Annotated in this window: 20 protein-coding genes; 4 read left to right on the forward strand and 16 right to left on the reverse strand. The window is 71.5% G+C overall.

The features are described 5' to 3' along the window. Nucleotides 1–64 precede the first annotated feature (64 nt). The 7 genes from ABD858_RS10900 to hrcA all read right to left on the reverse strand — a co-directional run bounded on the left by ABD858_RS10900 (nt 65) and on the right by hrcA (nt 6,183). Complete coding sequence (locus ABD858_RS10900; RefSeq protein WP_345036116.1) at nt 65–973, reverse strand: ribonuclease Z; 909 nt, start codon at nt 971–973, stop codon at nt 65–67. A gap of 5 nt (nt 974–978) precedes the next feature. Beyond that, on the reverse strand, nt 979–1,338 hold the full coding sequence (locus tag ABD858_RS10905; RefSeq protein ID WP_345036117.1) for a histidine triad nucleotide-binding protein: 360 nt from the start codon (nt 1,336–1,338) through the stop codon (nt 979–981). Between the two features lie 87 nt (nt 1,339–1,425). Then, entirely contained in the window at nt 1,426–1,935 is a 510-nt protein-coding gene (locus tag ABD858_RS10910) for a hypothetical protein (protein ID WP_345036119.1), read from the reverse strand. A gap of 57 nt (nt 1,936–1,992) precedes the next feature. After that, on the reverse strand, nt 1,993–2,733 hold the full coding sequence (locus ABD858_RS10915) for a 16S rRNA (uracil(1498)-N(3))-methyltransferase (RefSeq protein WP_345036120.1): 741 nt from the start codon (nt 2,731–2,733) through the stop codon (nt 1,993–1,995). Beyond that, complete coding sequence (locus ABD858_RS10920) at nt 2,730–3,806, reverse strand: nitronate monooxygenase (protein WP_345036121.1); 1,077 nt, start codon at nt 3,804–3,806, stop codon at nt 2,730–2,732. Before ABD858_RS10920 ends, ABD858_RS10915 begins: the two co-directional genes overlap by 4 nt. 217 nt (nt 3,807–4,023) lie before the next feature. Beyond that, entirely contained in the window at nt 4,024–5,163 is a 1,140-nt protein-coding gene (gene dnaJ / locus ABD858_RS10925; protein ID WP_345036123.1) for a molecular chaperone DnaJ, read from the reverse strand. Continuing rightward, entirely contained in the window at nt 5,164–6,183 is a 1,020-nt protein-coding gene (gene hrcA, locus ABD858_RS10930; protein ID WP_345036124.1) for a heat-inducible transcriptional repressor HrcA, read from the reverse strand. It abuts the gene before it with no gap. Nucleotides 6,184–6,326: 143 nt separating this feature from the next. Here hrcA and ABD858_RS10935 point away from each other — a divergent pair, with 143 nt between their 5' ends. Next, nucleotides 6,327–7,046 (forward strand): MBL fold metallo-hydrolase, encoded by a 720-nt coding sequence (locus tag ABD858_RS10935; RefSeq protein ID WP_345036125.1) that lies wholly within the window; start codon nt 6,327–6,329, stop codon nt 7,044–7,046. 115 nt (nt 7,047–7,161) lie between these two features. Then, a complete protein-coding gene (locus ABD858_RS10940) occupies nt 7,162–7,983 on the forward strand; it encodes a DUF3097 domain-containing protein (RefSeq protein WP_345036126.1) in 822 nt (273 codons plus the stop codon). Nucleotides 7,984–8,131: 148 nt separating this feature from the next. On the opposite strand, the gene ABD858_RS10945 is transcribed toward ABD858_RS10940, so the two are convergent. The 5 genes from ABD858_RS10945 to lepA all read right to left on the reverse strand — a co-directional run bounded on the left by ABD858_RS10945 (nt 8,132) and on the right by lepA (nt 15,994). Next, nucleotides 8,132–8,728 (reverse strand): Uma2 family endonuclease, encoded by a 597-nt coding sequence (locus ABD858_RS10945; protein WP_345036127.1) that lies wholly within the window; start codon nt 8,726–8,728, stop codon nt 8,132–8,134. Between the two features lie 82 nt (nt 8,729–8,810). Further along, nucleotides 8,811–10,043 (reverse strand): radical SAM family heme chaperone HemW, encoded by a 1,233-nt coding sequence (gene hemW, locus ABD858_RS10950; protein WP_345036129.1) that lies wholly within the window; start codon nt 10,041–10,043, stop codon nt 8,811–8,813. A 30-nt stretch (nt 10,044–10,073) separates the two neighbouring features. Next, nucleotides 10,074–11,849, reverse strand: coding sequence for a SpoIIE family protein phosphatase (locus ABD858_RS10955; RefSeq protein WP_345036130.1), 1,776 nt, complete (start codon nt 11,847–11,849; stop codon nt 10,074–10,076). A gap of 165 nt (nt 11,850–12,014) precedes the next feature. Continuing rightward, nucleotides 12,015–13,904, reverse strand: coding sequence for an AMP-dependent synthetase/ligase (locus ABD858_RS10960; protein WP_345036131.1), 1,890 nt, complete (start codon nt 13,902–13,904; stop codon nt 12,015–12,017). Nucleotides 13,905–14,125: 221 nt separating this feature from the next. Continuing rightward, nucleotides 14,126–15,994 carry a translation elongation factor 4 gene (gene lepA / locus ABD858_RS10965; RefSeq protein ID WP_345036132.1) on the reverse strand — a complete coding sequence of 623 codons (1,869 nt, stop codon included), beginning with the start codon at nt 15,992–15,994 and terminating at the stop codon, nt 14,126–14,128. A gap of 242 nt (nt 15,995–16,236) precedes the next feature. Between lepA and rpsT the strand changes: the two genes are divergently transcribed. Further along, nucleotides 16,237–16,503: a 30S ribosomal protein S20 gene (gene rpsT / locus ABD858_RS10970; protein WP_345036133.1), complete on the forward strand. Its 267-nt coding sequence runs from the start codon at nt 16,237–16,239 to the stop codon at nt 16,501–16,503. A 603-nt stretch (nt 16,504–17,106) separates the two neighbouring features. Here the strand turns inward: rpsT and holA are convergent. Next, nucleotides 17,107–18,093 (reverse strand): DNA polymerase III subunit delta, encoded by a 987-nt coding sequence (gene holA, locus ABD858_RS10975; protein WP_345036134.1) that lies wholly within the window; start codon nt 18,091–18,093, stop codon nt 17,107–17,109. 69 nt (nt 18,094–18,162) lie between these two features. Here holA and ABD858_RS10980 point away from each other — a divergent pair, with 69 nt between their 5' ends. Next, entirely contained in the window at nt 18,163–18,417 is a 255-nt protein-coding gene (locus ABD858_RS10980; protein WP_345044427.1) for a hypothetical protein, read from the forward strand. A 30-nt stretch (nt 18,418–18,447) separates the two neighbouring features. Here the strand turns inward: ABD858_RS10980 and ABD858_RS10985 are convergent, their stop codons facing one another. From ABD858_RS10985 to ABD858_RS10995, 3 genes are all read right to left on the reverse strand, one after another. Next, nucleotides 18,448–19,332 (reverse strand): YceI family protein, encoded by an 885-nt coding sequence (locus ABD858_RS10985; RefSeq protein WP_345036135.1) that lies wholly within the window; start codon nt 19,330–19,332, stop codon nt 18,448–18,450. 286 nt (nt 19,333–19,618) lie between these two features. Further along, on the reverse strand, nt 19,619–22,216 hold the full coding sequence (locus ABD858_RS10990) for a ComEC/Rec2 family competence protein (protein ID WP_345036136.1): 2,598 nt from the start codon (nt 22,214–22,216) through the stop codon (nt 19,619–19,621). Further along, nucleotides 22,213–23,145, reverse strand: a complete 933-nt coding sequence (locus ABD858_RS10995) for a ComEA family DNA-binding protein (RefSeq protein ID WP_345036137.1) — start codon at nt 23,143–23,145, stop codon at nt 22,213–22,215. The genes ABD858_RS10990 and ABD858_RS10995 overlap by 4 nt, the downstream gene beginning before the upstream one ends. Nucleotides 23,146–23,182 lie beyond the last annotated feature (37 nt).

Genomic DNA, 23,182 nt, shown 5'->3' on the forward strand with positions numbered 1-23,182 from the left:
CCGATGCGGAAAGTCACCACCTATACCCGCGGGCGATATGCGACAAACCCATGATGGCGCGCGCTCAAAGATGCCGCTTGGGCATGGGGACACGGATCAGGTCGGCGGCGACGGTCAGTTCACCGCCGAAGCCCGCCGCACGCGCCTGCTGCTCGAACACCGCCGGGTCGTGGTAGCGCTGCGAGAAATGCGTCAGCACCAGATGCCGTACGCCCGCCTCGACGGCCACCCGGCCCGCCTGGCCCGCGGTCAGATGACCGTGTTCGACGGCCAGCCGGGCATCCTCGTCGAGGAAGGTCGACTCGATGACCAGCATGTCGCAGCCCTCGGCGAGTGCGTACGCCCCGTCACACAGCCGGGTGTCCATGACGAACGCGAAGCGCTGGCCCCGCCGCACCTCGCTCACCTCGTCCAGAGTGACACCGTTCAGTGCCCCCTCGCGCTGGAGCCGGCCCACGTCCGCTCCCCTGATGCCGTGCGCCGCGAGCTTCTCGCGCAGCATGCGGCGCCCGTCCGGCTCGATCAACCGATAGCCGTACGACTCGACGGGGTGGGAGAGCCTGCGGGCCTCCAGAACGTACGCGTCCGTGCGCGCCAGCACCCCGTCCTCGGCCACCGGCCGCTCCGCCAGCTCGACGGTCTCGCGGTAGGCCGTCGCATACCGCAGCCGGTCGAAGAAGCGCTGCCCGCTCTCCGGATAGTGCGCCGTGACCGGGTGCGGGACCTGGTCGAGGTTGATCCGCTGGACCACCCCCGCCAGCCCCAGCGAATGGTCGCCGTGGAAGTGGGTGACACAGATCCGGTCGATGTCGTGCGCGGCGACCCCGGCCCGCAGCATCTGCCGCTGGGTTCCCTCACCGGGGTCGAAGAGGATGCCCTCGCCGTCCCAGCGCAGCAGATAGCCGTTGTGATTGCGGTGCCGGGTGGGGACCTGGCTGGCGGTGCCGAGCACCACGAACTCGCGTGCGGACAAGAGTCTTATCCCGGCGGCCAGTTGAGCCCGCGGCCGCCCAGGACATGGGCGTGCGCGTGCCACACGGTCTGCCCGGCACCGGACCCGGTGTTGAAGACGATCCGGTAACCGGTCTCGTCGACCTTGTCCTCGGCCGCCACCTTGCCCGCCTCGGTCAGCACATCGGCGGTGATCTGCGGATCCGCGGCGGCGAGCGACGCGACATCCGGATAGTGCGCCTTCGGGACCACCAGCACATGCGTCGGGGCCTGGGGGTTGATGTCACGGAAGGCGACCGTGGTCTCGGTCTCCCGGACGACGGTCGCCGGAACCTCCCCTGAGACGATCTTGCAGAACAGGCAGTCCGCCTGGGGTTCTCCCGCCATGGACGGGGCCTCCTCGACTCGCACGATCAGTTCACCCCGCATGCTATCGGCCGCGGCACACCGGCCGGCCCGACGGTGGGTGTGACCTCACTTGCCGTGGAAGGTCTCCGTCACCGTGACGGTCACCGTGACCGTGGGCCGGCCGGGGCCGGCCGGCGGCGGCGTGGGTCCCGTCGTCGGCGTGACCGGCGGAGCCGAGCAGTCGCCGAGCACACGCGCCTGGAAGACGGTCCGGCCGTCGACCTTCGCGACCAGGTCACCGCGTACGCACCGCCCCGCCCGCTCCTCCGTCACCTCGCCGGTGAGCGTGATGTCCTTGCCGCCGCCCGTCTTCCCCCGGCAGTCGACGCTCACCCGACGCGCCCCGCTCGGCGTCGGGCTCGTACCACCGCTCCCACCGCCGTTCTCGGTGCTCGCCGTGCAGCTGAGCCAGCGCACATCGACGCCGGCCCGCTCCAGCGCGCGCGTCCCCATCTGATCCGTGGTGACCGCCACGGCGGCCGTGTTCAGTCCGCCGACGGGTTCGCAGGCGGCCACACCCACAACGGCCGCCGCCGCGATGCCGAGCGCTGCGAGAGTACGCCTCGATGCCCCCATGAGGAGCAGACTGCCACCGACTCCACCCCGCGCGACAGACCACGTGCGGCCAGTCGGCTACGACCAGCGTTCGGTCCGCGCCAGCAGCACGGCCGCGGCCACCGTCCCGGCCGTCGACGTGCGCAGCACACTCGGACCCAGCAGGTACGGCTTCGCGCCCGCCTCCTCGAAGACTGCCAACTCCTCCGGCGCCACGCCCCCTTCGGGTCCGACGACCAGCACGACGTCCCCCTTCTCCGGCAGCGTCACGGCTGCCAGCGGCTCGTCACCGCCCTCGTGCAGCACCCCGGCGAACGCCGCCGCCGCCAGCAACTGCGCGACCTGCTTGGTCGTCATCAGCCCGGCGACCTCGGGGAACCGCATCCGGCGCGACTGCTTGCCGGCCTCCCGGGCCGTGGTGCGCCACTTGGCCAGGGACTTGGCGCCCCGGTCGCCCTTCCACTGCGTGATGCAGCGGGACGCCTGCCACGGCACGATCACGTCGACGCCCGTCTCCGTCATCGTCTCCACGGCCACCTCGCCGCGGTCGCCCTTGGGCAGGGCCTGCACGACGACGATCCGGGGCGCGGGCTCCGGCTCATGACTCACCGAGTCCATCTGGACGATCAGCCGGTCCTTGCCCTCGGTGTCCAGGACCACACAGTCCGCCCAGGTACCGGCGCCGTCCGTGAGGATCACGTCCTCGCCGGGGCGCAGCCGCTTCACGGAGACCGCGTGCCGCCCCTCCGCCCCTTCCAGGACGTACCGTCCTCCCGGGCCGGGATTGAAGTGGTCCACGACGAAGACCGGCGCGGTCATGACGTACTCCTCTGTGACAGCGCCGCCGGCGCGGCGTCCAATTCTGCGGCCAGTACTTCTACCAGCTGCCCGGCGGGCAGCTCGCGCGCCAGCCGATGGCCCTGCCCCGCCCACAGCGCCATGCCCTGCGCGTCACCCGCCTGCGCGGCGGCCTTGCGCACCCCCGCCGTGAGGTGGTGCACCTGGGGGTACGCGGCGGGGGCGTACGGGCCGTGCTCACGCATGAAGCGGTTCACCAGGCCGCGCGCCGGGCGCCCCGAGAAGGCCCGGGTGAGCTCGGTCCGCGCGAACACCGGGTCCGTCATCGCCTGCTTGTGCAGCGGGTGCGCCCCCGACTCGGGGCACACCAGGAACGCCGTACCGAACTGCGCCGCGTCCGCGCCCGCCGCCGTCACCGCGGCGATCTGGGCACCGCGCATCAGACCGCCCGTCGCCACGATCGGCAGCCGCACGGCCTCCCGGACCTGGGTGACCAGGGACAGCAGCCCCATACCCGCGCCGTCGGCCTCGGGGTCGTCCAGATGCGTGCCCTGGTGGCCTCCGGCCTCGATGCCCTGCACACAGACGGCGTCCGCCCCGGCCCGCTCGGCGGCCCGGGCCTCCGCCACTGTGGTCACGGTGACGATCGTGTACGTACCGACGCGGGTGAAGGAATCGAGCACCTCCCTGGCCGGACAGCCGAAGGTGAACGACACCACGGGGACGGGGTCGTCCCGCAGTATCGCCAGCTTGGCCTCGTAACCGTCGTCGGTGCCCGCGTCCGCGTCACCGAGCGGGGTGGCGTACCAGGTGGCCTCGCCCGCGAGCTGCTGACGGTAGACCTCGACCGCGGCAGGGTCGGCGGACCGGTGCTGCGGCATGAACAGATTGACGCCGAACGGCTGGGAGGTGAGCGCGCGGACCTGCTTGATCTCCTGGTATATGCCGTCCGCGGTCTTGTACCCGGCCGCGAGGAACCCGAGCCCACCGGCCTCGGACACGGCCGCGGCCAGCCTCGGGCAGGAGGCGCCGCCGGCCATGGGTGCCTGCACGATGGGGTGACGGCAGAACTGACCGATGAGTACGGAGGACATGCCCGCATCGTCCCACGCGGAGGCTCCTGATCACCGCCCACGGTGGGGGGTGGGTGTCCCTGTCCGCCCTCAGGCGCCGGCTGCGTGGGACGTCCCACGCCGGGCTGGCCGTGTGTCCGTCCTCAAACTCCCCCAGCGGCAGCTGGGGGAGTTTGAGGACACCGCCCGGGGCTCGGGGGCCTGCCCCGGGGAAAACCCAGCCCGCGCAGCAAACGACTCAGCGGCCGTTGAACGCGTCCTTCAGACGGGAGAACAGCCCCTGCTGGCCCGGCTGGAACTGCCCCAAGGGGCGTTCCTCGCCGCGCAGCTGCGCCAGCTGGCGCAGCAGATCCTCCTGCTGCGGGTCGAGCTTCGTCGGCGTCTGCACCTCGACGTGCACGATCAGATCGCCCCGGCCACCGCCCCGCAGGTGGGTGACACCGCGTCCGTGCAGCGGGATCGACTGGCCCGACTGCGTACCGGGACGGATGTCGACGTCCTCGACGCCGTCCAGGGTTTCGAGGGGGACCTTCGTGCCGAGCGCGGCCGCCGTCATCGGGATCGTCACCGTGCAGTGCAGATCGTCGCCGCGCCGCTGGAAGACCTGGTGGGGCAGCTCGTGGATCTCGACGTACAGGTCGCCGGCCGGGCCGCCGCCGGGGCCGACCTCGCCCTCGCCGGCGAGCTGGATACGGGTGCCGTTGTCGACACCGGCGGGGATCTTGACCGTGAGGGTGCGGCGGGAGCGGACCCGGCCGTCACCGGCGCACTCCGGGCACGGGGTCGGGACCACGGTGCCGAAGCCCTGGCACTGCGGGCACGGACGCGAGGTCATGACCTGGCCCAGGAAGGACCGGGTGACCTGGGAGACCTCTCCGCGGCCGCGGCACATGTCACAGGTCTGCGCGGACGTGCCGGGCGCGGCGCCCTCGCCGGAGCAAGTCGTGCAGACGACGGCCGTGTCGACCTGGATGTCCTTGGTCGTGCCGAAGGCGGCCTCGTTGAGGTCGATCTCCAGCCGGATCATCGCGTCCTGGCCGCGCCGCGTACGCGAGCGCGGTCCGCGCTGGGACGCCGTACCGAAGAAGGCGTCCATGATGTCGGAGAAGTTTCCGAAGCCGCCGGCCCCGAAGCCCGCGCCCGCGCCGGCGCCGCCGGTCGCGGACAGCGGGTCGCCGCCGAGGTCGTAGACCTGCTTCTTCTGCGGGTCCGACAGCACCTCGTACGCGGCGTTGATCTCCTTGAAGCGCTCCTGCGTCTTCGGGTCCGGATTCACATCCGGATGCAGCTCGCGCGCGAGCCGGCGGAACGCCTTCTTGATCTCGTCCTGCGATGCGTCGCGGCGTACGCCCAGTACGGCGTAGTAGTCCGTGGCCACTTACGACTCCGCCAGGATCTGTCCGACGTAACGTGCCACTGCGCGTACCGCTCCCATCGTTCCGGGGTAATCCATGCGGGTCGGTCCGACCACGCCGAGTTTGGCGACGGCTTCGCCGCCCGAACCGTAGCCGACCGAGACGACGGACGTGGAGTTGAGCCCCTCGTGGGCGATGTTCTCGTGTCCGATACGTACGGTCATGCCCGCGTCCGTGGCCTCGCCGAGCAGCTTGAGGAGCACGACCTGCTCCTCGAGCGCCTCCAGCACGGGCCGAATGGTCAGCGGGAAGTCGTGTGCGAAGCGGGTGAGATTGGCGGTGCCGCCGATCATCAGCCGCTCCTCGGTCTCCTCGACCAGGGTTTCGAGCAGGGTGGAGAGCACCGTGGAGACCGTGCCCCGGTCGTCCGGCTCGAAGGACTCCGGGAGGTCCTGCACCAGCGGCGGAACGTCCGTGAAACGGCGCCCCACGACACGGCTGTTGAGCCGGGCCCGCAGATCGGCCAGCGAGGTCTCGCCGAACGGCGCCGGGCAGTCGACCATGCGCTGCTCGACCCGCCCGGTGTCCGTGATCAGTACGAGCATCAGCCGGGCCGGGGCGAGGGACAGCAGTTCCACGTGCCGCACCGTCGAGCGGGTCAGCGACGGGTACTGCACGACGGCGACCTGACGGGTCAGCTGCGCCAGCAGCCGGACCGTACGGGCCACGACGTCGTCCAGGTCCACGGCCCCTTCCAGGAAGTTCTGGATCGCGCGCCGCTCGGGCGACGACAACGGCTTGACGCCCGCGAGCTTGTCGACGAAGAGGCGGTAGCCCCTGTCGGTCGGAATGCGTCCCGCGCTGGTGTGCGGCTGTGCGATGTAGCCCTCGTCCTCAAGGACCGCCATGTCGTTACGGACCGTGGCCGGTGACACACCCAGAGCGTGCCGCTCGGTGAGAGCCTTGGAACCGACCGGCTCCTCGGTGCCGACGTAGTCCTGGACGATGGCGCGCAGCACTTCGAGTCTGCGTTCGCTGAGCATCGCGCACACCTCCAGCTCGGTCTCTCCTGGGCAACCGCTTGGCACTCTGCTCATCCGAGTGCCAGCCTCCGCCAGTGTACGGCCGTGGGGTACACCCGTAGCAAGGGGCGACGGTGCTGGTCGCTGCCGATAGCGTCACGTTCATGGACATCCCTTGGGAAGACTTCGGCTGGGAGCGACTCGCTCCCGGGGTGGGCCGGCGCCGGCTGCCCGGCTGGGACGCCACAGTCGGGCTGGTGGCCGGCCGGGACGCGCTCCTCATGTACGACACGGGCTCGACGCCGCGTGAGGGCGAGGAACTGCGTGCCCAGGCCGAGGCGCTGTTCGGGCGCGGCGTGACACATGTCGCACTGAGTCACCCCCACTTCGACCATGTGCTGGGCACGGCGGCATTCCCGGGGGCCGAGGTGTTCGGGGCGGTCGGCGTCGCCTCGCTGCTGGAGCACGAACGGGACGTTCTGCGCGGTGACGCGGTCCGGTTCGGCGTACCTCCGGCCGACGCCGCCGAGGCGGCCGGCCGGCTGGTCGTGCCGCGGCACCAGGTCAGCGGCGAGTGGACCCTCGACCTGGGCGGCCGCCAGGTGCTGCTGGCCAACGTCGGCCCGGGCCACACAGGCCACGACCTGGCCCTCCTCGTCCCTGGCGCACGTGAGGTCGTCTTCTGCGGCGACCTCGTCGAGGAATCCGGAGAACCCCAGGCCGGCCCGGATGCCGTCCCGTCCCGCTGGCCCGACGCCCTCGACCGGCTGCTGGCGCTGGGCGGCGAGGAGGCGCTCTACGTCCCCGGGCACGGGGCGGTCGTGGACGCGGCGTTCGTGCGGGCCCAACGGGATGAGCTGGCCCGGCGGTTCGGCGTGTCGTAGCGTCTGACGAATGCGCAGCTACCACCCGGACCTGACCCCGCCGTGACTGCATTTCCCGGGGCTGTGACATCAGCGGCTCCGCCGCGGGCCCCCGGACCCCCAGCAGAATGAGCCCATGCGCCCGAGACAGTACGACCCTGATCTGACACCGCCATGGAAGAAAGTGACGCCCGTCCCGGAGGTCCCCGCCGAACCCGGCCTGGTGGTCGAGGAGGCCACCACGGACTTCTGCGGCGCGGTGATCCGCTGCGAGGCGGGCACGGTCACCCTGGAGGACCGCTTCGGCAAGCACCGGGTCTTCCCGCTGGCCCCGAGGGGCTTCCTCCTGGAGGGCAAGGTCGTCACCCTGGTCCGGCCCGTGGTGACCGCACAACGCCCCACCCGCACCGCCTCCGGCTCCGTCGCCGTCCCCGGCGCGCGCGCCCGGGTCGCCCGCGCCGGGCGCATCTACGTCGAGGGCCGCCACGACGCCGAGCTCGTCGAGAAGGTCTGGGGTGACGACCTGCGCATCGAGGGCGTGGTCGTCGAGTATCTGGAGGGCATCGACGACCTGCCGTCGATCGTGGCCGATTTCGCCCCCGGCCCGGACGCCCGGCTGGGCGTTCTGGTCGACCATCTGGTCCCGGGTTCGAAGGAGTCCCGTATCGCGGCGGAGGTCACCGACGAGCACGTCCTGATCGTGGGCCACCCGTACATCGACATCTGGCAGGCGGTCAAGCCATCGTCTCTGGGCATCCCGGCGTGGCCCGAGGTGCCGCGCGGGCAGGACTGGAAGACGGGCGCTTGCCGCGCGCTGGGCTGGCCGGAGAACACGGGCGCTGCATGGCGGCACGTCCTGTCGAAGGTGTACTCCTACAAGGACCTTCAGCCTGAACTGCTGGGGGCAGTAGAGCGACTGATCGACCATGTGACGGTCGGCCAGGTGACCGATGCGTGACCCCGGGCTTGTCGTCGCGTCACTCCGTGTGGAGGACCGGCGTTCGGCCCCGCTATAGCGGGGATGCTCCGTCGATGAGCTCGTCCACCCGGCCCAGCAGGTCGTTGGCCCCGCCTCAGCGGGGATACAGCCGGTCCTCGCACCCCGCTCACGGCCGACGGTGAGGCCTCACACCCGGATAGGTGCCGAATTCGCTGGTGTCCAGTTCGGTGCCGAGCAGTTCCAGCGAAAGCGGCTCACCGAACTTCGTGATCTGCTGTACCCGGTAGTCGGCTTCGTCTCCCTTCCCGACCGGCACGGTGAGCAGGACACAGTGCGCGACGATCGGGTCGACGATCAGATAGGCGGGCACCTTGCCCGCGGCGTAGATCGAGCGCTTGACGCCGTAGTCCCTGTCGACACTGGTCTTGGAAACGACCTCGACCACCAGCGTGATCAGCTGGGACGGCAGCAGGCGCCCCGAGTCCGGGCGGGCCTCACGTTCCAGGACCACAAGGTCCGGGACGGGCTCACTGGCCTCGTCGATGAGGTCGATGTCCTGAGTCTGGAGCCGCGCCCACCGCTTGCGGGGGATCTGGTCCTGCACCTCCTCAACGATCAGGTTGTGAACCAGATCAGGACTGGCCATCATCACGATTTCCCCCCGGAGAAGCTCGACCTTGACTCCCTCGGGAGGTTCGAACTCCTCAAAGAACTTGGTCATCCCACGCTCGTCCACAGCGGTCATCTCCGTGGCCCTCCACATCCGCCGCGTACTGTTGGCGGCAGCCTACGAACCAGGTTAGGGACCGAACCGGCGTTCCGCACCGATTCACCCGCCGGAGTGATCAGTCCACCAGGTCCCGCACCACCGCGTCTGCCAGCAGCCGCCCGCGCAGCGTCAGCACCGCGCGGCCCTGCTCGTACGAGCCGGGCTCCAGCAGGCCCTCCGCCAAGGCGCGGCGGGATGCCGCGAGGCCCTCCGGCTTGAGGAGCGACAGGGGGCAGCCCTCCACCAGGCGCAGCTCCAGCAGGATGCGCTCGACGCGCCGGTCCTCCGCCGGGAGGACCTCGCGGCCCGCTCCCGGGGAGCGCCCCTCGGCGATGGCCTGGGCGTACGCGCCCGGGTGCTTCACGTTCCACCAGCGCACGCCGCCGACGTGGCTGTGCGCGCCGGGGCCGGCGCCCCACCAGTCCGCGCCGCGCCAGTACAGCTCGTTGTGCAGGCAGCGGGCGGCCTCGGAGGTGGCCCAGTTGGAGACCTCGTACCAGGAGTAGCCCGCGGCGGACAGCGCGTCCTCCGCGATGAGGTACCGGTCGGCGTGGACGTCGTCGTCGGTCATCGGCACCTCGCCGCGCCGGATGCGGCGGGCCAGCTGCGTGCCCTCCTCCACGATCAGCGCGTACGCCGACACATGGTCCGGCCCGGCGCCGATCGCCGCGTCGAGCGAGGCCCGCCAGTCGCCGTCGGACTCGCCTGGCGTGCCGTAGATGAGGTCGAGGTTGATGTGCTCGAAACCGGCCGCGCGTGCCTCGGCGACGCACGCCTCGGGGCGCCCGGGGGTGTGCGTACGGTCCAGGATCTTCAGGACGTGCTGCTTGGCGCTCTGCATGCCGAACGAGATCCGGTTGAAGCCGCCGGCCCGCAGCTCGGCGAGGTAGGCCGGGTCCACGGACTCCGGGTTGGCCTCCGTCGTGATCTCCGCGTCGTCCGCGAGCCCGAACTCGTCCCGGATCGCCCCCAGCATCCGGACGAGATCCCCGGCCGCCAGCAGTGTGGGTGTACCCCCGCCGACGAACACGGTCCGCACCTGCCGGGGGTCGTCGCCCAGCACCTTCCGGGCCAGCCGGACCTCCTCGATCAGAGTCTCGGCGTAGTTGTCGCGGGAGGCGAGCACGCCGCCGGAGCCGCGCAGCTCGGTGGCCGTGTACGTGTTGAAGTCGCAGTAGCCGCAGCGGGTCGCGCAGTACGGCACGTGCAGGTAGAAGCCGAGCGGCCGGCCGGCCACGCCCTCCAGGGCATGCCGAGGCAGCGCCCCGTCTTCGGGCATGGGCTCGCCGTCGGGCAGTACGGAAGGCATGACCCCATTGTCCCGTACCCGGGACGTTGCCTATCGCGCCTGCAGTACGAGCAGGGCCAGATCGTCGCCGGGCGGTTCGTCCGCGAAGTCGTGCACGGCCTGCCGGATCCGCTCCGCGACGTCCTGCGCGCCGAGCCCGGCGCAGTCGGCGAGGGCCGCGGCCAGCCCGTCCCGGTCGTCGAACATCCGCTCCCCGGAGCGCCGCTCGGTGACCCCGTCCGTCACGCAGAGCAGGGTGTCGCCCTCGGCGAGTTCGAAGGCTTCGCTCTCGTACGCGGTGTCGCCGACCACACCGAGCAGCATCTGCGGCGCCGCCGCGGCCTGTACGGTCCCGTCGGGCCGCAGCAGCAGGGGCAGCGGATGCCCGGCGCTGGCCAAGGTGCAGCGCACACCGCCGGAGGGCTGCGGCACCAGCTCTCCGTACAGCAGGGAGAGGAACCTCGGCTGAGGACTGTCCGGCACGTCCTGCCCGCCTGCCGTCGCGACCAGGTGGGCCGCGGCCTCCGCCGCCTCGGTGGCGTCGTCGACGAGGAGTTGGTTGAGCCGGTCGAGGACCTCGGCGACCTGGTAGCCCTCGCGGGCGAGCAGCCGCAGCCAGGGCCGGGCGAGCCCGGTGACGACCGCCGCCTCGGGTCCGCTGCCCTGGACGTCGCCGAGCGCGAAGCACCAGCGGCCGCCTGGCCCGGGGAAGAGGTCGTAGAAGTCGCCGCCCGCCAGGCCCTCGCCGGTCGGCTCGTAGACGAGCGCGCGGTCGACGCCCGGGATCTCGGCGACCTGGCTGGGCAGCAGGCCCCGCTGGAGGACCCGGCTGATGGTGGCCTGCCGGGTGTACTGACGGGCGGCGCCGATCGCCAGCCCCACCCGCCGGGCGAAGTCCTCGATCAGTCCGGTGACCTCGTCGGGGAAGGGCGGCTCGGGAAAGGGTCCGGCCCGCCCGAGCAGCAGGGTGCCGAGCTGCCGCCCGCCCACGACCAGCCGGCACGCCAGGGCCGCTCCGTGGCGCTCGCCCGGCGTGCCGGTGCGGGGCCAGGACACCGGGACGGGCCCGCCGCGCGCCGCGTCGTCCACCGCGGGCGGCTCCTTCTCCAGGACCGCGCGCAGCGGCTCGTTCGCGGCCTCGCAGACATGCCAGACCCCGGACAGCCGTGGCCCGATGCCTCGTACCGCCCCGTCCGGGTCGAGCCACACCGCGCACCAGTCCGCGAGCCTGGGCACCAGCAGCTGCCCGGCCAGCGCCGCGATCATGTCCTCGTCCAGCTGGCCGGCGAGCAGTTCGGACGCCTCGGCGAGGAACGACAGCGCACCGCGGCTGCCCCACTCCGGCTCCCCGCCCCGCACGGACCTGCGCGGCGCGGGCGCGGGCGCGGGGATGCCCGCGGTGTCCGCGTCCACGGGGATCCGGGCCCACACGGTCTTCAGCCCGCTGCGGTACGTGATCCCCCAGGATTCGGCGAGGGCGGCGACCAGGTGCAGCCCTCTGCCGTACTCGGCGGGGTGCACGCCCCGCGAGGGGTGGTGGTCGGACACCTCCACGACGACGGCCGCGTCCTCCAGCCTCAGCAGCAGCTCGACGGCGGTACCGGCGTGCACGACGGCGTTGGTGACGAGCTCGTTGACGAGGATCACGGCATCGTCGACGAGCCGCCCCCCGCAGCACTCGGCGGACTCCGTGAGCACGTCGCGTACGAACCCGCGCGCGGCGGCGGGCGCGAGCGGGCTCCCCGGCAGCCTGACGGCCCGGTCGCTGTCGCGGGAAACGGTCGGTGAGCGGAGAGCGGTCTCCCGCTGCTCGGGAATGGACCCCACAGTGCGGCTCCTGATCGGTTGTCGCAATGCGCCGCATACGGCACCGACAGGGTGACAGAAAGATGCCGCACATAAGCATCGAGTTACCAAAATGACCAGAAGGAACCGCCGTCACGCGCCACGGGCGGGCCCCGGAGGAGCCCGCCCGCCCGGTCCGGGCCGTGCTCACGCCTCGCGGGAACCGGCGTACATCTCGTCGATCAGGTCCCGGTACTCGCGCTCGACGACCGGCCGCTTCAGTTTCAGACTCGGCGTCAGTTCGCCGTGCTCCACGTCCAGGTCGCGGGGCAGCAGCCGGAACTTCTTGATGGTCTGCCAGCGCTGGAGGCCTTCGTTGAGGCGCCGCACATAGCCGTCGATGAGCTCCTCGACCTCTTTGGAGGCCACCACCTCGGCGTACGGCTTGCCGTCCAGGCCGTGTTCCGCGGCCCAGCCGAGGATGGCCGGTCCGTCGAGGGCGATGAGGGCTGTGCAGAAGTTCCGGTCGGCGCCGTGGACCAGGATGTTGGAGACGAACGGGCAGACCGCCTTGAACTGGCCCTCGACCTCGGCCGGGGCGATGTACTTGCCGCCGGATGTCTTGATGAGGTCCTTCTTGCGGTCGGTGATGCGCAGATAGCCGTCCGCGGACAGTTCGCCGATGTCGCCGGTGTGGAACCAGCCGTCGGGCTCCAGGACTTCGGCGGTCTTCTCGGGAAGCCTGTGGTAGCCCTCCATGATGCCGGGGCCGCGCAGCAGGATCTCTCCGTCGTCGGCGATGCGGACCTCGCAGCCGGGGAGCGGCTTGCCGACCGTACCGGTGCGGTAGGCCTCGCCGAGGTTGACGAAGCTGGCGGCGCTGGACTCGGTGAGGCCGTAGCCCTCCAGGATGTGGATGCCGACGCCTGAGAAGAAGTAGCCGATGTCCGGGGCGAGCGCGGCGGAGCCCGAGATGCAGGCGCGCAGCCGGCCGCCGAAGGCCTCGCGGATCTTGGCGTAGACGAGCGCGTCGGCGACCTTGTGCTTGGCGGCGAGGCCGAAGGGCACGGAGACGGTGCCGGTGCGGCGGAAGCTGTCCTGGCCGGTCTTGGCGTACTCGCGGGCGACGCCCGCCGCCCAATGGAAGATCTTGTACTTGGCGGCGCCGCCGGCCCGCGCCTTGGCGGCGACTCCGTTGTAGACCTTCTCGAAGATGCGCGGCACGGAGGCCATGTAGGTCGGCCGGACCACCGGAAGGTTCTCGACGATCTTGTCGATCCGGCCGTCGACCGCGGTGACGTGCCCAAGCTCGATCTGTCCGGAGGTCAGCACCTTGCCGAAGACATGCGCGAGCGGCAGCCAGAGGTACTGCACGTCCTCGGGGCCGAGCATGCCGGTTCCCGCGATGGCCTTCGCCATGTACGACCAGTTGTCGTGCGGGAGCCGTACACCCTTGGGGCGGCCGGTGGTGCCGGAGGTGTAGATGAGGGTGGCGAGCTGGTCCGAGGTGATGGCGGCGATGCGCTCCTTGACCGCTTCGGGATGCTTGGCCAGGTATTCACTGCCGCGCGCCTCCAGCTCGGCGAGGGAGAGCACCCAGCCCTCGGGGTCACCCTCGGCGGGCTCCGCGCCCTCGGCGTCGATGACGACCACGTGGGTGAGCTCGGGCAGCTCGGCGCGGCGTTCGCGGGCCTTGGCCAGCTGGGCGGCGTCCTCGGCGATCAGGACCCGGCTCTCCGAGTCGGAGAGGATGTACGCCGCCTCCTCGGCGTTGGTGGACGGGTAGATCGTGGTGGTCGCGGCGCCCACGCACATCACGCCGAGGTCGGCGAGGATCCACTCCACCCGGGTGGCGGAGGCAAGAGCGACCCGCTCCTCGGGCCGTACGCCCAGATCGATCAGCCCGGCCGCGACGGCGTACACCCGCTCGGCCGCCTGTCCCCAGCTCAGCGACTTCCAGTCGTCGGCCCCCTGCCCCGAGGCCGACGGCACCGGATAGCGGTAGGCCTCCGCGTCCGGGGTGTCCGCCACCCGCTGGACGAACAGGTTCGCCACGGACGGCGGCCGGTTCTCGATCAGGGTCTTTGTGTCGCTCACGACGTCCTCCGGGCCTGCGGCAGAGCTGCTTGTACAGAGCTGTTCGTGCGGTGTGGTCTTGAGAAAACTGGCGAGTAACAATCCGGCAGGGAATCAGAGTAGAGGGCACGTCTCCGGCGCGTAAGAGGCCGCGGGCTGCCGCTTGATAACGAACGGGCCCCCGCGCCGTGAGCGCGGGGGCCCGTGGGACCACCGGTATCACCCGTTGGCCGCGTCTCGGGTCACTTCTTGCCCTTGCCGCCGGATTCGTCGCTGGACAGCACCGCGATGAAGGCCTCCTGCGGGACCTCCACGCTGCCGACCATCTTCATCCGCTTCTTGCCTTCCTTCTGCTTCTCCAGCAGCTTCCGCTTACGGGAGATGTCACCGCCGTAGCACTTGGCGAGTACGTCCTTGCGGATGGCGCGGATGGTCTCACGGGCGATGACCCGGGAGCCGATGGCCGCCTGAACCGGCACCTCGAAGGCCTGCCTCGGGATGAGCTCCTTGAGCTTGGCCACGAGGCGGACACCGTAGGCGTAGGCCTGGTCCTTGTGGGTGATCGCGGAGAACGCGTCGACCTTGTCGCCGTGCAGCAGGATGTCGACCTTCACCAGCTGAGCGGTCTGCTCGCCGGTGGGCTCGTAGTCCAGCGAGGCGTAGCCGCGGGTCTTGGACTTCAGCTGGTCGAAGAAGTCGAAAACGATCTCGGCGAGGGGGAGGGTGTAGCGGATCTCGACCCGGTCCTCGGAGAGGTAGTCCATGCCCAGCAGCACGCCACGGCGGGTCTGGCAGAGCTCCATGATCGAGCCGATGAACTCGCTGGGCGCCAGGATCGTGGCCCGTACGACCGGCTCGTACACCTCGGAGATCTTGCCCTCGGGGAACTCGCTCGGGTTGGTGACCGTGTGCTCGCTGCCGTCCTCCATGATCACGCGGTAGACCACGTTGGGGGCGGTGGCGATCAGGTCGAGGCCGAACTCGCGCTCCAGCCGCTCACGGATCACGTCCAGGTGCAGCAGACCGAGGAAGCCGACGCGGAAACCGAAGCCGAGGGCCGCGGAGGTCTCCGGCTCGTAGACGAGGGCGGCGTCGTTCAGCTGGAGCTTGTCGAGGGACTCGCGCAGCTCCGGGTAGTCCGAGCCGTCCAGCGGGTACAGACCGGAGAACACCATCGGCTTGGGGTCCTTGTAGCCGCCCAGCGCCTCGGTGGCGCCGTGCGTCTGCTGGGTGATGGTGTCACCCACCTTGGACTGGCGGACGTCCTTCACACCGGTGATGAGGTAGCCCACCTCACCGACGCTCAGGCCGTCGGCCGGCAGCATCTCCGGGGAGTTGGCGCCGATCTCCAGCAGCTCATGGGTGGCGCCGGTGGACATCATCCGGATGCGCTCGCGCTTGTTGAGCGTGCCGTCGACGACTCGTACGTACGTGACGACGCCACGGTAGGAGTCATAGACCGAGTCGAAGATCATCGCGCGGGCGGGGGCGTCCTTGACGCCGACCGGGGCCGGGACGTCCCTGACGACGCGGTCCAGCAGCGCGTCCACGCCGAGGCCGGTCTTCGCGGAGACACGCAGCACGTCGTCCGGGTCACAGCCGATGAGGTTCGCCAGCTCCTCGGCGAACTTCTCGGGCTGAGCGGCCGGCAGGTCGATCTTGTTGAGGACCGGAACGATCGTGAGGTCGTTCTCCATCGCCAGGTAGAGGTTGGCGAGGGTCTGCGCCTCGATGCCCTGGGCGGCGTCCACGAGCAGGACCGTGCCCTCGCAGGCCGCGAGCGAACGCGAGACCTCATAGGTGAAGTCCACGTGGCCCGGGGTGTCGATCATGTTGAGGATGTGGGTCTGCCCCACGCCCTCACCCGTGGTGGGAGCCCAGGGCAGCCGGACCGCCTGGGACTTGATCGTGATGCCTCGCTCACGCTCGATGTCCATGCGGTCGAGGTACTGGGCGCGCATCTGCCGCTGCTCGACCACACCGGTCAGCTGGAGCATCCGGTCGGCGAGCGTCGACTTGCCGTGGTCGATGTGCGCAATGATGCAGAAATTGCGGATCAGCGCCGGGTCGGTACGGCTCGGCTCCGGCACGTGGGTAGGGGTCGCGGGCACGCAGGGTCCTGATTCTTGAGACGCCGAACGCCTTGTCTCGGGTCGATGTCGGATCGATACGTAGCCTCCATGGTCCCACGACCGCGGCCCGATGCTCGGTTTGGGCCGGTCGGAGCGCTGCTGGTAATCTAGGCCGCTGTATCTCGTGTGCCCTCTACCGGGGGTGCCTCCCGTGCCCGAAGGGCTACGGGGGAGGGATGCAGCACCGAATCAACAGCATCTGAACCTGAAAAGGCTCTTTCGTGGCGAACATCAAGTCCCAGATCAAGCGGAACAAGACGAACGAGAAGGCGCGCCTGCGCAACAAGGCCGTCAAGTCCTCGCTCAAGACCGCGATCCGCAAGGCCCGTGAGGCTGTCGCCGCGGGTGACGTCGAGAAGGCCACCGTGGCCGCTCGCGAGGCCGCCCGCAAGCTCGACAAGGCCGTCTCCAAGGGTGTCATCCACAAGAACGCCGCCGCCAACAAGAAGTCGGCGCTGGCCTCCAAGGTTGCCTCCCTGCAGGGCTGAGCTCTGATGTGACCGCCGGAAGGGATCAAGCGGGCCCTCTCATCCGCTCCTGACCGGCACCCCCGGATTCGCACGCGGCCTGCGTTCGCCACGCGGGTGCGAGTCCAAAAGCTTCACGTCGAAGGCCCCGGTGCCGTCCTTCCCCAGGACGGCACCGGGGCCTTCGACGCACTCGCGGCGACGGAAACCGTCAGGATGCAGCCCGCCCTGGGGCACCCCCAGCGGCAACTGGTGGAGTTCGAGGACGGACACTCCCCCAGCAACCGCCGGGAGGTGCCCCGTTACGTTATTCGCGGTCCTGCAACGGGACCGCTGGCCTCCGGGCCCGGCATGACTGTTGCCCTACCTTCTTCATGGGTTCGAACCGGTCACTCGTAGGATCGGCGGAACCCAGGGGTTCCTGGTATGGCTGTGACTGTTCCGCCGCCGAATGGCTCAGGGGGCTTGGCCGCCCGGAACCCTGCGACGACTCGACCGCTGATTGGGAGACGCGACTCGATCGCTGTGTAGGGCAACGCCGGCGAGGTCGTCTGCGGGATCAATGTACGAAGAGGGGCGCGTCTTGCGGGCGCCCCCGTCGGGGGCCCGCAGCGCGCGCAGCCGTCAGCGGCGGGACCGCGCCGCGCGGGCGATCGTGACGACCGCCTTCTCCAGCGCGTACTCCGGATCGTCACCGCCGCCCTTCACGCCGGCGTCGGCCTCGGCGATCGCGCGCAGCGCGACCGCGACCCCGTCCGGGGTCCAGCCGCGCATCTGCTGCCGCACCCGGTCGATCTTCCACGGCGGCATGCCCAGCTCGCGCGCCAGATCGGCAGGGCGGCCACCACGCGCCGAAGAGAGCTTGCCGATCGCACGCACGCCCTGCGCCAGCGCGCTGGTGATCATCACCGGGGCCACCCCGGTGGCCAGCGACCACCGCAGCGCCTCCAACGCCTCCGCTGCCCGGCCCTCGACCGCGCGGTCGGCGACGGTGAAGCTGGACGCTTCCGCCCGCCCCGTGTAGTACCGCCCGACGACGGCCTCGTCGATCGTTCCCTCGACATCGGCGACCAGCTGCGCGGCCGCACTGGCCAGCTCACGGAGATCGCTGCCGATGGCATCTACCAGCGCCTGGCATGCCTCGGGCGTGGCGGAACGGCCCAAGGCGCGGAATTCGCCCCGTACGAACTGCAGCCGCTCCGCGGGCTTGGTGGTCTTGGGGCAGGCGACCTCCCGCGCACCCGACTTGCGGGCGGCGTCCAGCAGGCCCTTGCCCTTGGCGCCGCCGGCGTGCAGCAGCACCAGAGTGATCTCCTCGGCGGGAGAGTCGAAGTAGGCCTTCAGCTCCTTGATCGTGTCGGCCGAGAGGTCGTGTGCGTTCCGCACCACCACCACCTTTCGCTCGGCGAAGAGCGACGGGCTGGTCAGCTCGGCGAGGGTGCCGGGCTGGAGCTGGTCGGAGGTCAGGTCGCGCACGTCCGTGTCGGCGTCGGCGGCGCGCGCGGCCGCCACCACCTGCCGCACGGCGCGGTCGAGGAGCAGGTCCTCCTGGCCCACGGCGAGTGTGACGGGGGCGAGCGGATCGTCGGTGGAAGTCTTCCTGGTGGCCATCGCCGTCCAGCATCGCACGCGGCACCGACACTCCCGCACGTACCGGAGAATGTGCACGTGAACGAGCAGATGAACGAGCACTGGAACGCAGCACGGCACGTCCTGGTGCTGCCTGACCGCGACGCCGCGGAGGAGGTCGCCGAGGAGCTCTCCGACCGGTTCGGCATCGACGAGGAGCCGCACATACGGGACGCTCTGGCCGGTGAGGACGACGCCGAGGACGCCCAGTGGCTGGTCGTCGTGGCGGACCCGGCGGGGGATCTCGACCCCGCGGCACTGGACGGCCTCGCCGCGGAGTACGAAGGTTGGCGCGAGGAGCCGTAGGCCGGGCGCTCCGGCCGGTTTCCCCGCCGGTCAGGCCTTGGGGACGATCTGGATGTCCAGGTCGACGGTGATGCTGGACCCGATGGCCGCGATACCGCGGGCCAGCATGGCCTGCCAGGTGAGGGTGAAGTCCTCGCGGTGCAGCTCGACGGTGGCACGGCAGGCGGCCCGGGTCTCGCCCTCCATGCCGTTGCCGATGCCGAGGTACTGGGTGTCGAGCGTGACGGTCCGGCTGACCCCCTTGAGGGTGAGCGCGCCGGTCACGGCCCAGCGGCTGCCGCCTCGGTGGGTGAACCGGTCCCCGTAGAACTCCAGCGTCCGGTGGTTCTCCACATCGAGGAAGTCCGCGGAACGCAGATGGTCGTCGCGCATCTTGACGGCTGTGTCGATGGACGCGGCGTCGATGACGACATGCATGGCCGAGTTCTCCATACGGTCGGCTATGCGTACGGCTCCCGCGAAGGTGTTGAACCGTCCGTGGATGCGCGCCAGGCCGATGTGACGGGCGGTGAAACCGATGGAGGTGTGCATCGGGTCCAGGTCCCAGTCGCCCGGCTCGGGCAGGGCCGGAGGCGGGGCCATCTGCAGGGCGACGTCGCCGAGGCCACAGTGGCCGCCCGCGGTGACGGTGGCGCTGCCGTGGAAGGGGGTGTAGCCCTCGGCCGTGACGGCGAGCCGGTACTCACCGGCCGGTACGACGGCGACCACCGTGCCGAAGGGGTCCGTCTCGCCGCCCACGACCTTGCGGCCCGCGCTGTCGGTGACGACGAACTCCGCCTGCTGGACGGGTTCGCTGACCGGGTCCAGGACCCGGCAGCCGAGCACCCCGGCACTCGGCGGTACGACAAGGCCCGAGAAAGGCCCGGCGCGCCCGGCTCCGGTCGCCGTAAACCTGTCTCGCCAACGACTGAACATGTTTTCACGCACCCCCGTGCGGTTCATGACTCCCGGACCGCACACAGCCGAACGTCGTTGTCGCGGAGGCGGCCCGCTGACCATCCTGTATTCGATCACTCTTGTGGTGTTCGAGGCAAACGCGGCAGCTGTGGGCAGAGATCCACAAGAGGACAGAATTGACCGTTCCGCCCCACCGCAAGGCCGACCGCCCTCGCGGGTGCCGCGCCGCCGCCGGAGGTGAGTGTTCGCCAGACCTCTTTGGTCCACGCGGACATGACCGCACGGGGCGTACAGCACGCGTCGCCTACGGCCCATGACCCATCGGTACCGCCCGCAGACCCGGGCCCTCCCCCACGACGGCGATCGCACCGTCCGTGTCCGTGCGCAGCACCGCGGCTCCGGCGGTGCGCAGCGCCATGACGGTGCGGGCCGACGGGTGGCCGTAGTCGTTGTCCCTGCCGCAGGAGATCAGGGCCAGGCGTGGACGTATCGCGCGCACGGCGGCGAAGTCCTGGTGTGCCGAGCCGTGATGGGCGACTTTCAGGACGTCCACGGGAGGCAGCTCAGGATGCGTCCGCAACAGCCCCTGCTGGGCGGGCGGTTCCAGATCCCCCGGGAGCAGCAGGCTCAGCCTGCCGGCCCGGACGAACAGGGTGACACTGGAGTCGTTCGGCCCCGCGGGGACGGCCGCCGGGGCATCCGCGGCGGCCGGCCACAGCACCTGCCAGTCCAGGCCGGCGGCCCTGCGCCGCTCCCCCGGAATCGCGCGGACCACGGGTACTCCGGCGGCGGCCGCCGTTCTTCGGACGAACGCGGCCTGGTCCGGCGGGTCGTCAAGGGTCGTCACCTCGATCGCGCCGACCGCGCGCCCCCGCAGTACGCCCGGCAGCCCCGCCACATGATCGGCATGGAAGTGGGTGAGGACCAGCAGCAGGACGCGGGTGATCCCCAGGCTGCCCAGACAGCGGTCGGCCAGCCCGGGCTCGGGTCCCGCGTCCACGACCACGCCCGCGCCGTCGCCCGCCGCGAGCACCAGGGCGTCTCCCTGGCCGACATCGCACATGACGAGCCGCCAGCCCGAAGGCGGCCATCCGGTGACGATCCTGGTGAGCGGGGCCGGGCGCAGCACCGCGAGCACCAGGAGCACCGCACAGGCGGCGGCCGGCCAGGGATGCCGGACCATCCGGCGGGCGGCGGGCACCAGGCAGGCGGTCAGCACGGCGAGCAGCAGGCCGCCACCCCACCCGCCGGGCCAGGCGGCCTCCGCCCCGGGCAGCGCGGCCCCGGCGCGAGCCACGGCGGCGATCCAGCCGGCCGGCCATCCCGCGCACCAGGCCAGGAACTCGGCGGCCGGCATCGCCACCGGTGCCGCGGCCAGGGCCGCGAAGCCCAGCACCGTCGCCGGGGCGAGGGCGACCTCCACCAGCAGGTTGCACGGGATCGCCACCAGGCTGACCCTGGCCGCGAGTACGGCCACCACCGGGGCGCAGACGGCCTGTGCCGCGGCGGCCGCCGCCAGCACCTCGGCGCACCGGCCCGGCACCCCGTGCCGGCGCAGCGCGTCGCTCCAGCGCGGGGCGATCGTGAGCAGGGCACCGGTGGCCAGTACGGACAGCAGAAAGCCGTAGCTGCGCGCCAGCCACGGGTCGTACAGCACCAGCAGCAGTACGGCGGCCGCGAGCGCGGGGACGAGCGATCTGCGCCGGCCCGTCCCGATGGCCAGGAGGGTGACCAGCCCGCATGCCGCGGCTCTGAGCACGCTCGGCTCCGGGCGGCAGACCACGACGAATGCGAGGGTCAGCGTCCCGCCGAGCAGTGCGGTCGTCCGCAGCGGGATTCCGAGCCGGGGCGCGAGCCCGCGCCGCTCGGCCCGGCCGGCTGTTCCGGGCGGTCCGATCAGGAGTATGAGAACGACCGTCAGATTGCTGCCTGAAACCGCCATGACATGTGCGAGATCGGTCGCCTTGAAGGCCGCCTCGAGGTCCGGCGTGACCCGGGAGGTGTCACCGACGACCAGTCCGGGGAGCAGAGCGCGCGCGTCCACGCCGAGACCGTCGCTCGCCTCGCGCAGCCCGGACCTCAGCCGGCCGGCCAGGCGCTGAAGGCCGCTCGGCGCCTCTCGGATGTGTGGCGGCTCGTCTCCGGGCACCCGCAGCACCGCCGCGATCCTGTGCTCACCGGGCTGCGGTGGCGCGCTTGTCGCGGCCAGCCGCAGCCCGGTGGACGGCAGCAGGCGCTGCCAGTCGGCTGCTCTGTCGCCTGACGTGACGAGGAGCAGGACGGGTGTCCGGACTTCGGCGACGGCACCGTCCGGGCCGGTGACGCGGGTGACATCGGCGTCGACGACCACGACCCTGTGCGTCGTCGGCCCGGCCGTCCGTGGATCGGAGGTGACGACCAGCTCAGCGGTGACGCGCGCGTGCTCCCGGGCCAGCCCGGCAACGGGCCCTCGCTGCGCGGCTGCCCCGTGCAACGCGCCCGTCGCGGCCCCCGCGCCGGTGCACAGCAGCACCGCGACGGCCGTGCCGACGCGTCCCGTCCGCCCGCGGCGGTGAACGCGGGCGTTGCCGTCCGCCGTGCCCGGCAGGGGCCGCGTTCCGGGCGCTCCCGGCAGTGCCCGGCGCGTCCGCACGGCGCGCAGGAGTCGTGGGGTCAGGAGCGCGGCTGCCAGGAGGACGCAGGACGTCACGGCCAGGGCTGACCAGTGCGGCGGGGCGGCCGTGGACAGGGCCGCCGCGGCCCAGGCCGCCAGGGCGGGCGGGACCAGCCGCAGATCCGCCGGCGCTCTCTGCCACGGGTTGGCGGCGCCCAGCCGGTGACCCGACGCGGCGTGAACTACCGGGCGGCCGGCACCGGCACTCGGCCCGCCACCCGCCGCCGCGTCAGCCTCCGGGCGGGTCATGGCCGTACCAGGGGGCGGAGATCGGTGAAGCGGCGGTCACCGATGCCGTTCACCTCGCGGAGCTCGTCCACGGACCGGAACCCGCCGTGCTGGGTGCGGTAGTCGACGATGTTCTGAGCGAGCACCGGGCCGACTCCGGGCAAGGTGTCGAACTGGTCCGCGGTCGCGGTGTTGAGGCTGATCGGCCCGGCCGCCGGGGCACCGGGGCCCGCCGGTGCCGCCGCTCCCGGTGGTGCGGGCAGCCCCACCACCACCTGTTCGCCGTCCATGAGCTGCCGTGCCTGATTGAGCCCGGTCGTGTCCGCGCCCGGGGTGACACCCCCCGCTGCCCGCAGCGCGTCGGCCACCCGTGCTCCGGCCGGCAGCTCATGGATCCCCGGGTGCCGGACCTTGCCGCTGATGTCGACGACGATGCGCTGCCCCGGCGGGCTCGCCAACGGCTGCGGAAGCGGGGATGGTTGCGGCTCGCTCATCACCTCGGGTGCCCGTACCGTCTGCGGGCGGCCGGTCCAGAAGTGCTGGACGGCGAAGACCACGCCCACGAGAAGGACCACGGTCAGGGCTGCCAGACTCCTCGGCGCGAGCCCGCACCTCGACTGCACCCAGACAGGGAGCCGTTCCCGCAGGGCGAGCCGGACCCGTTCCTCGGGCGGCATGCCCTCCTCCTCGGTCCGCTCCGGGGCGCTCGACGCCGTGGGCGCAGAGCCGGCGGCCGTCGGAGCGAGCGCCGGCGGCCGGGCCGGCGGGGGCGGACCGAGTGCCGGGCCCGGTGGTGCGGGCGCGCCCGGGAAGAGCGCCTCGGCGCGTCGCCGCAGGTCCACCGAGGCCGCCACGCCGGGGCGGTGACGCGGCCGCCCGGGCCGGGCGCGGCCGTCCGAACCCGGAGCACGGCCCGGGCCGCTGGTTGCGGAGTGTGATCGAAGAGCCATGCCACAAGACGCTAGGCATTTCCGCTCTTCCCCGCCG

Origin of the sequence: Streptomyces sannanensis (assembly GCF_039536205.1) — a bacterium.
Lineage (GTDB): Bacteria > Actinomycetota > Actinomycetes > Streptomycetales > Streptomycetaceae > Streptomyces > Streptomyces sannanensis.